The organism is Dietzia sp. DQ12-76 (assembly GCF_014145045.1).
Lineage (GTDB): Bacteria > Actinomycetota > Actinomycetes > Mycobacteriales > Mycobacteriaceae > Dietzia.
Map to the genome: position 1 here is coordinate 1 of NZ_JAALDV010000202.1, position 9838 is coordinate 9838.

Annotated in this window: 7 protein-coding genes, 1 tRNA gene and 1 pseudogene; 7 read left to right on the top strand and 2 right to left on the bottom strand. The window is 68.8% G+C overall.

The features are described from left to right. The 3 genes and pseudogenes from G6019_RS08025 to G6019_RS08035 form a co-directional block, all read left to right on the top strand. Positions 1-883 (top strand): annotated as a pseudogene (locus G6019_RS08025) (MmgE/PrpD family protein); the annotation flags it as partial. After that, positions 880-2295: an MmgE/PrpD family protein gene (locus G6019_RS08030; RefSeq protein WP_182612865.1), complete on the top strand. Its 1416-nt coding sequence runs from the start codon at positions 880-882 to the stop codon at positions 2293-2295. The pseudogene G6019_RS08025 and the gene G6019_RS08030, both read left to right, overlap by 4 nt. 268 nt (positions 2296-2563) lie before the next feature. Beyond that, complete coding sequence (locus tag G6019_RS08035) at positions 2564-3538, top strand: pentapeptide repeat-containing protein (RefSeq protein WP_182612864.1); 975 nt, start codon at positions 2564-2566, stop codon at positions 3536-3538. Positions 3539-3627: 89 nt separating this feature from the next. On the opposite strand, the gene G6019_RS08040 is transcribed toward G6019_RS08035, so the two are convergent. Continuing rightward, positions 3628-3704 (bottom strand) — tRNA-Leu (locus G6019_RS08040). Positions 3705-3783: 79 nt separating this feature from the next. On the opposite strand from G6019_RS08040, the gene polA reads away from it, so the two are divergent. From polA to G6019_RS08060, 4 genes are all read left to right on the top strand, one after another. After that, positions 3784-6567 (top strand): DNA polymerase I, encoded by a 2784-nt coding sequence (polA, locus tag G6019_RS08045; protein ID WP_182612863.1) that lies wholly within the window; start codon positions 3784-3786, stop codon positions 6565-6567. A 113-nt stretch (positions 6568-6680) separates the two neighbouring features. Further along, positions 6681-7583, top strand: coding sequence for an ABC transporter substrate-binding protein (locus G6019_RS08050; RefSeq protein ID WP_182612862.1), 903 nt, complete (start codon positions 6681-6683; stop codon positions 7581-7583). An 11-nt stretch (positions 7584-7594) separates the two neighbouring features. After that, positions 7595-8578 (top strand): amino acid ABC transporter permease, encoded by a 984-nt coding sequence (locus G6019_RS08055; RefSeq protein ID WP_182612861.1) that lies wholly within the window; start codon positions 7595-7597, stop codon positions 8576-8578. Beyond that, positions 8575-9336 carry an amino acid ABC transporter ATP-binding protein gene (locus tag G6019_RS08060; RefSeq protein WP_277815601.1) on the top strand — a complete coding sequence of 254 codons (762 nt, stop codon included), beginning with the start codon at positions 8575-8577 and terminating at the stop codon, positions 9334-9336. The genes G6019_RS08055 and G6019_RS08060 overlap by 4 nt, the downstream gene beginning before the upstream one ends. 7 nt (positions 9337-9343) lie before the next feature. On the opposite strand, the gene G6019_RS08065 is transcribed toward G6019_RS08060, so the two are convergent. Next, positions 9344-9838: class I SAM-dependent methyltransferase (locus tag G6019_RS08065; protein WP_182627365.1), on the bottom strand; the 495-nt coding region annotated here is incomplete at its 5' end.

The window sequence follows — 9838 nt, forward strand, 5'->3', positions numbered from 1 at the left end:
CGGCGCCGCCGCGGCGGTGACCTGGCTCAGGACGCGGAGCGGTGGGGCCGTCCTCGGCGCGGTGGACGCGGCGGCCACCATGAGCATGGCCGGGCCGTTCCGTCACGCCACGGTGGGAGCCCAGGTCCGCAACGTCTGGGCCGGGGGAGGAGCGGTGCTGGGATTCCTCGCCTCCGACGCCGCCGCAGCCGGCCTCCGCGGAGACGCCGTCACGCTGTTCGACGTCTTCGGTTCGACCTACGGGCAGAGCGTCGATCCCGCAGAGCTGGCATCCGAGCGCGACTCATGGGCCATCATCGACGGTTACCACAAACGGTACGCCGCCTGTCAGTACACCCACGCGGCCCTCGAGTGCGCGCTGGAGATCACCGGCGGAGCGCCGCTTCCGTCCCCCGACGAGGTGGCGGCGATCGAGGTGGCCACCCATCCGCTGGCGATGGCCCTCGACGACCGCGCCCCGACCACGGCCCTGGGTGGCAAGTTCTCCGTTCCGCACGTCGTCGCGGCGGTCCTGGCGTCCGGGTCCGGTGACGCCCGCGTCTTCGCCTCCGGCGGTCTGGGCGACCCCACTGTCGCGGCACTGCGTGATCTAGTCCAGCTGACGCCGTACGACCCCCTGCCGGAACCGCCCCACGACCGTCCCGCCAGGGTGACGGTCCGATACACCGACGGGTCGCGGCGAGACGCCGAATGCCTCAGCGCCGTCGGCGGTCCGGACAGGCCATTGGGCGAGGCCGAGGTGCTACAGAAGGCGGCGGACCTCACGTCCAGGCACCTTCCCGACTTCGCCGGCGTCGCCGCGCAGATCGTCAACGGCGAGGTGGCGGGGAACGCACCGTGGTCAGCAGTCTTGACCTCACTCCTCCCGGAGGCCTGTCGATGAACTCGAACGTGAATCCTGTGCTCGACGGCGGACTGACGCTGTCGGAGAAGCTGGTGGCAGCGGCCGCGGAGGCGATGACCTCGGTCCCCGACCCCGTCCTGGCGTCCGCCAGGCTCCATCTGCTCGACAGCCTGGGCGTCGGGATCCTGGGATCCGTCAGCGGTCCTGTCAGGACAGTCACCAGCATCGCCGACTCGTCCGGTCACGGCCCCTGCACCGTACTCGGACGACAGGACGGCGCACCGGCCCCGGTCGCGGCTCTGGCCAACGGTGCCCTCATCCACTCCCTGGAGTTCGACGACACCCACGTCGCCTCGGTGATGCACGGGAGTTCGACCCTGACGTCGGCGGCGCTGGCCGCGGCCGAGTCCAGTGGCGCGGACGGCGACCGGATGACCGCCGCCTATGCCGTCGGGTGGGAGGTCCTCATCCGGATGGGCCTGGCCAGCCCGGGAACCCTGCAGTCCCGCGGCTTCCAGACCACGAGCGCCGCCGGCCCGTTCGCCGCCGCACTGGTGTCGATCCTGATCCGAGGGGACACGGATAACGGCGCCGACGCCCTAGGCATCGCCGGCAGCCAACCCGGCGGAACGTTCGCCTTCCTCGCGGAGGGGGCGACGGTCAAGGCCGCACAGCCGGCGTGGGCCGCACATTCGGGACTGTGGGCGGCGGAGCTCGCCCGGGCGGGGATCACCGGGCCGTCGAGAGTTCTCGACGGCGACCACGGCTTCTACACCTTGTTCGCGGACGATCCCGAGGCGCCGGCCAGGCTCGACGTGTTGTTGGGCGACCTCGGTGACAAATGGCATCTCCCGGACGCCGCGTACAAGCTGATCCCGTGTTGTCACTTCATCCATCCGTTCGTGGAGGCCGTCGAACAGTTACTCGAGGAGGGCCTCCGGCCGGCCGACATCGACAGTCTCCATTGTCACGTCCCCACCGGGGCCGCACCGGTGATCGCCGAACCGTGGGGTGCCAGACAGTCACCCCCGAGCGGACACGACGCGCGGTGGAGCCTCCCGTACGTCCTCGCGGCTCGGTTGGTGGACGGCGAGGTCAGGAACTCCCTGTTCACCGACCCGATCGGTGGGCAGCGGGCGGCCGTTGCCGGCCGGATGACCTACGAACTCTGGGACGATTCCGGGTTCCCCGCCCGGTACCCGGCTCGTGTCGACGCGCGGACCACAGACGGTCGCGTGCTCACCACAACGGTCCGCGATGTCCTCGGAGGGGCCGGGCGACCGGTCCCCGAAGAGGCGATCCGCGCGAAGGCCGACCGGAACCTGCGTCTGGCGGGCTGGACGGCGGACGAGGCCGCGGGGTTGATCGAACTGCTCGTGGACACCCCGTCCCTCGATCTCCCCGCGCTGAGCGCCCGGTTACGGGGGGCGGACGGGGCCGGCCACCGGTAGCCGTCCACGCAGCGTCGCCCGGCCTCGTCGTCCAGTCGAGTAACGCTCATGAATCCGCGAGATCCGTGGTAACCATTGGCGTAGTCACGGGGGTCTTCCCCGGTCGAGGGCCAGAGCGTCAGGAATCCCACCGATGTCCACGTCTGTCATTAGCTTCGGGTCAGTATCAGGGCGGGGCGCACTACGGGTGGGCGTCGTGGCGCTCGTCGTCGCGGCGGGTCTCTGGCCTGCGATGCCCGCGGCGTATGCCGCTCCGGCGGACCCGATTGTGGACAGCAGCGGTGTCACCGTCCCCGGGTGCACCCTGCCCTATGTCCAAGGCGTGAACGCCAGTTGCTTCGGTGCGGACCTGAGTGGCTACGACCTCTCCACCCCACCGTTCGTCGACGTGCTCTGGGTGAGTGGAGAATTCGAACGCGTGAACATGGAGGGGCGCGCATTCCCCGTAGGCACCGATTTCTCCGGTGCTGATCTGGCTGCCGCGAATCTGCGATCGGTCTCCGCCGTCGGCGCGTACTTCAACAATGCCGGTATGCAGATGCTGGACGCGACGGGTGCAGTCCTCACCGGCGCCCGGTTGTGGCAGACCAATGCACGGGACGCGACATTCGCTGACGCGGATCTGACCAACGCGCAGTTCAACATGGCCGACCTGACGGGTGCGGACTTCACGGGCGCGGATCTGACGGGTGCGAGGATCTACGCCGATGTCACAGGCGCGATCTTCACCGACGCCATCGGGGTTGACCTGGCTGGTTCCACCGGGACGCCGCTCGCAGGCCCTCCCGGGTACACGCCTCCGCCCCCGGCGCCGGACAGCGGACCGATTGCACTGGCAGCAACGGCGGAGAAGGGGTACGCCGCGTGGTCGCTGAAGACCACCTGGACGAACAAGTCCAGCACCTCATCGTTCGAGTGCTCCTTCGAAGCCCGCCCGACCGACGCGGAGGGCAACTACACCGGCCTCGCCCCGTATCCGGGGCCGACCGTCACCGTCTCGCCGAACAGTTCGGTCGAGTTGGTGCAGAACGCGGGGGTCGGTCCGCTCGGTATCGAGTGGCAGTGTGAAGGCGGGGACGGGACCACGGACAGTCGGTTGTTGGCCACGACCTACTACCTGGGGCTCGTGCCACCCACCCAGGTGACGATTCCTGAGCCCGGCCCCGATCTCTCCAAGCCGCCGCCCGTGGGTCCGGAACCCGGATCCGGATCGTCGGTTCTGGCACTGTTCGGACGCAGCTAGGTTGGAGAATGCGTGCTCCCCGGAGGGGTTCGACGGAGATCTTCGTTGCCTCACACCAGCCGATAACGTCGGAGTGAGCTGCGGCGTAGTGGTGCCCCCGGTCGGACTCGAACCGACACTGGACGGGTTTTGAATCCGTTGCCTCTGCCAATTGGGCTACGGGGGCGATCGCGGCGAGCCGCTGGTGGAGGAGTCTAACCGACGACCGGTGAGCGGCTGTCCGACGCCCGCCCTAGAGTGGCCGTGTGAGCACCACGAGCCAGACCGCCGAAGCCAGTTCCGCCGCCACGACCGCGTCCAGCGACGCCTCCGAGGCGCAGGGCCCCACCCGTCTGTTGCTCCTCGACGGGCACTCGCTGGCGTTCCGTGCGTTCTACGCCCTTCCTGCAGAGAACTTCTCCACGGCCTCCGGGCAGCACACCAACGCGGTCTACGGCTTCCTGTCGATGGTCGCCAACCTGGTCACCACAGAGGAACCCACCCACCTGGCGGTGGCGTTCGACGTCTCCAGGGCGACCCTGCATCGGACGGCCGAGTACCCGGAGTACAAGTCCACGCGTTCGACGGCTCCCGAGGAGTTCAAGGGACAGGTCGAGTTGATCCAGGAGGCGCTGGTGGCACTCGGGGTCCGCACGCTGTCCCTGGAAGGGCACGAGGCCGATGACATCATCGCGACCCTGGCCACCCAGGCGACCGGTGCCGAGACGCTCATCTGCACCGGTGACCGCGACGCGCTGCAGCTGGTCTCCGAGGAGGTGACCGTGCTCTACCCGGTCAAGGGGGTCTCGGAGCTCGCCCGATTCACCCCGGACGCGGTGGAGGCCAAGTACGGGGTGACCCCCGCGCAGTACCCCGATGTCGCCGCGCTGCGCGGCGACACCTCCGACAACCTCCCCGGTGTGCCCAAGGTGGGCGACAAGACAGCGGCGAAGTGGATCGTCCAGTACGGCAGCCTGTCGGAACTCATCGCGCACGCAGATGAGGTCAAGGGCAAAGTGGGGGAGAGCTTCCGCGAACACCTCCCGCAGGTGCAGCTCAACCGTCGCATCACCGAACTGACCCGGGACCTCGACCTCGGCGTTCAGTTGGATGAACTCACCCGGCGTCTGCCCGAGCGGGCGGACGTCAACGCCCTGTTCGACCGGCTGGAGTTCGGCCCCCAGGCCCGAGACCGCTTCCTCTCGGCGTTCCTCCCGGAGGGCGCACCCGAGCCGGTGTCGGAGATCGAACTCGAGCAGGCCGCGGTCCTCCGCGCGGGTGAGGTCTCGGACTGGCTCGCCGCGCACGCGCCGGCCGGCAGCCGGCACGGCCTCGTCGTCGTCGGGCCATCCCGACCGGGCGCGGGGGACGCGCAGTCGGTCACCGTGGCCGCGGCGGACGGGGCATCCGGTCACATCGACCTCGGACGCATCGACGCAGGTGACGAGCAGGCTCTACAGGCGTGGCTGGAAGACGACGCGGTGTTCAAGGCGGTCCACGACGCGAAGGCCGCCACCCACGCCCTCATGGGCCGGAACCTCCGCTTGGCCGGTGTCACGCTGGATGTCGCTCTCGCGGCCTACCTCGTCCGTCCCGGTCAGCGTAGTTACGGGCTGGCGGAGTTGTTCCAGCGCCACCTGCAGCGCGAATTACCCGAGCCGGAGGCGGCGGAGAAGCAGCTGTCGCTCCTGGACGAGGTCGATGAGTCCGAGGCAGAGCAACAGGCGGCCAACTCGGCCGCCACCCGGGCCCGCGCCGTCATCGACCTCGCCGAGCGTCTGGATGTGGAGCTGGAGCAGGTCCACGGGGCGCAGCTGCTCGCGGACATGGAACTGCCGCTCGTTCCCGTCCTCGCCAGGATGGAGGCGAAAGGCATCGCCGTCGACGCGGCGGCCCTCGACGACCTGCGTGACGGGTTCGCCGACCGGGGGCGTGGTGCGGCAGAAGCGGCCTACGCCGCGATCGGCGGTGAGCAGATCAACCTCGGGTCGCCCAAGCAACTCCAGGTGGTGCTGTTCGACACCCTCGGTATGCCCAAGACCAAGAAGACCAAGACGGGGTACACCACCGACGCCAAAGCGCTCGAGGAGCTGCTGGCCAAGGAGACAGGGGACACCCCCGGGCGGGCCTTTCTGGAAGCGTTGCTCCTGCACCGCGAGGCGACCAAGATGCGCACCACGGTCGAGGGTCTGATCAAGACCATCGGGGACGACGGGCGCATCCACACCACCTTCAACCAGACGGTCGCCGCCACCGGACGACTGTCGTCTACCGACCCGAACCTGCAGAACATTCCCGTCCGCACCGAGGATGGTCGACGGATCCGGAAGTCGTTCGTCGTGGGTGAGGGTTTCGACTGCATCCTCACCGCCGACTACAGCCAGATCGAGATGCGCGTGATGGCCCACCTCTCGGGCGACGAGGGCCTGATCGAGGCGTTCCGGACCGGCGAGGACCTGCACTCCTTCGTCGGTTCCCGGGCGTTCGGAGTACCCATTGACCAGGTCACCCCCGAGCTCCGGCGCCGGGTCAAGGCCATGAGCTACGGGCTCGCCTACGGGCTCAGCGCCTTCGGGCTGGCCGCGCAGCTCGGGATCAGCCAGACCGAGGCCCGCGAGCAGATGGACGCCTACTTCTCCCGCTTCGGAGGTGTCCGCGACTATCTGCATGCGGTGGTGGACCAGGCCCGTCGTGACGGCTACACCGAGACCCTCTTCGGCCGCCGGCGCTATCTGCCCGAGCTCAACTCCGACAACCGGCTCAAGCGAGAGAACGCCGAGCGCGCCGCCCTCAACGCCCCCATCCAGGGCACCGCCGCGGACATCATCAAGGCGGCGATGCTCAAGGTGGACGCCGACCTCCACGAGCGGGGGCTCCAGAGCCGGCTGTTGCTCCAGGTCCACGACGAACTGGTCCTCGAGGTGGCGAAGGGCGAGCTCGAGGAGGTCCGTGGCCTCGTCGTCGACCGGATGTACTCCGCTATCGAACTCAACGTACCGCTGGACGTCTCCACCGGCACGGGGCCCGACTGGGATTCCGCTGCCCACTGAGTAACCAGTGGGTAACCAGTGACGCCGAAAGCGGGCGGTTCGTTTTGTGGTGCCCGGAGTATGCCCTAGGTTCATTGCAGATTCGGCTACCCGACGCCTGAAAGGGCACGCACATGACCCTCACCTCTCGGCGCGGCCTCCGTGCCGCACTGGCACTGACCGCCACCGCGGCCCTCGCGCTCACCGGCTGCACCACCAACACTGAGGGTCCCGAGGACTCGGGAGAGCCGAGGCAGGAGGTCTCGCTCGAGACGGACGACGAGATCGCCGCCCTCGTACCGGCCGAGATCCGCGAGAAGGGCGTGCTGGTGATCGGCACCAACCCGCCGTACGCCCCCAACGAGTTCAAGAACGAGCGAGGGGAGATCGTCGGTTTCGACATCGATGTGATGACCGCCGCCGCCCAGCTCATGGGACTTCGCGCGGAGTTCCGCGAGTCGGACTTCGAGAAGATCATCCCCGCGATCGAGGGCGGCACCATGGACATGGGTGCTTCCTCGTTCACGGTCAACGACGAGCGACTGCAGACCGTCGACTTCGTCACCTACTTCGAGGCCGGTATCCAGTGGGCGTCGGCGGCCGGTAACGACGTGGACCCCGACGATGCCTGCGGACTGAGCGTGGCCGTCCAGCGCACCACGGTCTCCGACCAGGAAGACGTGCCCGCCCGCAGCGAGGCGTGCGTCGCCGCCGGCGATCCGCCGATCGAGAAGGTCCAGTTCGACTCGCAGGACGAGGCCTCCACCGCCGTGGCGCTCGGCAAGGTCGACGCCATGTCCGCCGACTCCCCGATCTCGGCGTACGCGGTCAAGCAGTCCGAGGGCAAGATGCAGCTGGCCGGTGACGTCTTCGACTCCGCCCCCTACGGCTGGCCTGTGCGCAAGGGGTCCGAACTGGCCGCCGCTCTCGAAGCCGCAGCGGACAAGCTCATCGAGACCGGAGACTTCGAGAGGCTCGCCCAGAACTGGGGCCTCGAGGACGGGTTGATCGACGACGCCGAGATCCGGAAGGGCTGAGTGACCGGTCGGTGAGCACCGCGCACAACGGCGCCTCCGCGCCCCGGGCTGACGCGCCCGACCCCATCGAGGCGGTGCCGCTCCGGCACCCGTGGCGCTGGGTGTCGGCGACGATCGTCCTGGCCCTGGTGTTCCTGTTCGTCTGGGGCGCCGCGACCAACCCCGCCTATGGCTGGGGCACCTACGGCCGCTACCTCTTCGACACCAGGTTCGGCATGGCGGTGTTCTACACCATCGCGCTGACGGTGCTGTCGATGATCCTCGCCGTCATCCTGGGGGTCATCCTCTCGGTCATGCGGATGAGCAGCAACCCCGTGCTCAAGGCCGTGGCCTGGGTGTACCTGTGGATCTTCCGCGGGACCCCGATCTACGTCCAGCTGCTGTTCTGGGGCCTGATCTTCACGCTGTACCGGCAGGTGCAGTTCGGCATCCCCTTCACCGACTTCCAGATCGTCCGCTTCGACGACACGATGGTGTTGTACTCCGCGTTCTGGCTCGCGGTGGTGGGTCTGGCCATGAACGAGGCCGCCTACATGGCCGAGATCGTGCGGGCGGGGATCTCGTCCGTTCCGGAGGGCCAGGCCGAGGCCTCCACCGCGCTCGGCATGTCGTGGGGGCAGACCATGCGCCGGACCATCCTGCCGCAGGCCATGCGCGTGATCATCCCGCCCACCGGGAACGAGCTGATCTCGATGCTCAAGACCACCTCGCTCGTCGTGGCGATCCCGTTCTCCGGTGAGCTCTACGGTCAGGCCCGCGACATCTCCGGGGTCAACTTCCAACCGATCCCGTTGCTCCTCGTGGCGGCCACCTGGTACCTGGTGATCACCAGCGTGCTCATGGTGGGCCAGCACTTCCTCGAGAAGAAGTTCTCCCGCGGTTCCACCCGTCAACTCACGGCCAAACAGCTGCGCGCGCTGGCCGAGGCGGACGGACTCACCCCCTCAGGGCTCGCCGCGGCCAGGGGTACCGATCAGTCGGGAGGAATGCCATGACCCCGATGGTCAGGGCCGAGCAGGTCTGCAAGAGCTTCGGCTCACTGAGGGTGCTCAAGGGCATCGACATCGAGGTGGCGGCCGGGGAGGTGCTGTGCCTCGTCGGTCCGTCCGGATCCGGCAAGTCCACCTTCCTCCGGTGCATCAACCACCTCGAGCGCGTCGACGCGGGTCGGCTCTACGTCGACGGCGACCTGGTGGGGTACCGGGAGAAGGGCGGCAAGCTCTACGAGATCTCGCCGAGGCACGCGGCCAGGCAGCGCCGCGACATCGGGATGGTGTTCCAACACTTCAACCTGTTCCTGCACCGCACGGCCCTCGAGAACATCATCGAGGCCCCGATGCTCGTCAAGGGTGAATCCCGTGCGGAAGCGACGGAGCGGGCACGGGCCCTGCTCGACACGGTCGGGCTCGCGGCGAAGGCGGACGCCTATCCGGCGCAGCTGTCCGGTGGGCAGCAGCAGCGGGTGGCGATCGCCCGGGCGCTGGCGATGGAGCCCAAGCTCATGCTGTTCGACGAGCCCACCTCGGCCCTGGACCCCGAGCTGGTGGGTGAGGTCCTAGGCGTCATGCGGGACCTGGCCGGCGCGGGCATGACGATGATCGTGGTCACCCACGAGATGGGCTTCGCCCGGGAGGTGGCCGATACGGTCGCCTTCATGGACGACGGGGCGGTGGTCGAGGCCGGGCGTCCGTCCGATGTGCTCGGGGCACCCCGGCATCAGCGGACCAGGGACTTCCTGTCGAAGATCCTGTAGTCGGCGATCAGCCGAGGGTGGCCACGAAGATCGCGGTCCCGGGGAACACGCCGCCGCGCAGCGGGCTCCACTGCCCCCACTCCCGGTCCAGCCACTCCGGCCACTCGGGCTCGATCAGGTCCCGGACCACGAAACCGGCGCCGACCAGTTCGCGGATCCGGTCTCCCATCGTGCGGTGGTGTTCGACGTAGGTCAGATCGCCCTGCTCGTCGTATTCGGTGTACGGCGTGCGGTCGAAGTAGGGGAACGCGGCCACCAGTCCCTCGGGGCCCGGATCGTCCCGGAAGATCCACCGCATCGGGTGGTTGACGGAGAAGACGAACCGTCCGCCGGGGCGGAGCACGCGGGCCGCCTCCGCCATGACCCCGGCGGTGTCCGCGACGAAGGGGATGGCCCCGAACGCGGAGAACGCGACGTCGAAGCTGTCGGCGGCGAAAGGTAGGCGGCGGGCGTCGGCCTGGATCAGGGGCACCCGGGCCGCCGGGCCGGTCGACCTGCTCGC

Bases quoted from the DNA above. Each gene is read 5' to 3' on its own strand.
- G6019_RS08030 (WP_182612865.1), top strand. From the start codon at position 880: ATGAACTCGAACGTGAATCCTGTGCTCGACGGCGGACTGACGCTGTCG.
- G6019_RS08050 (WP_182612862.1), top strand. From the start codon at position 6,681: ATGACCCTCACCTCTCGGCGCGGCCTCCGTGCCGCACTGGCACTGACC.
- G6019_RS08060 (WP_277815601.1), top strand. From the start codon at position 8,575: ATGACCCCGATGGTCAGGGCCGAGCAGGTCTGCAAGAGCTTCGGCTCA.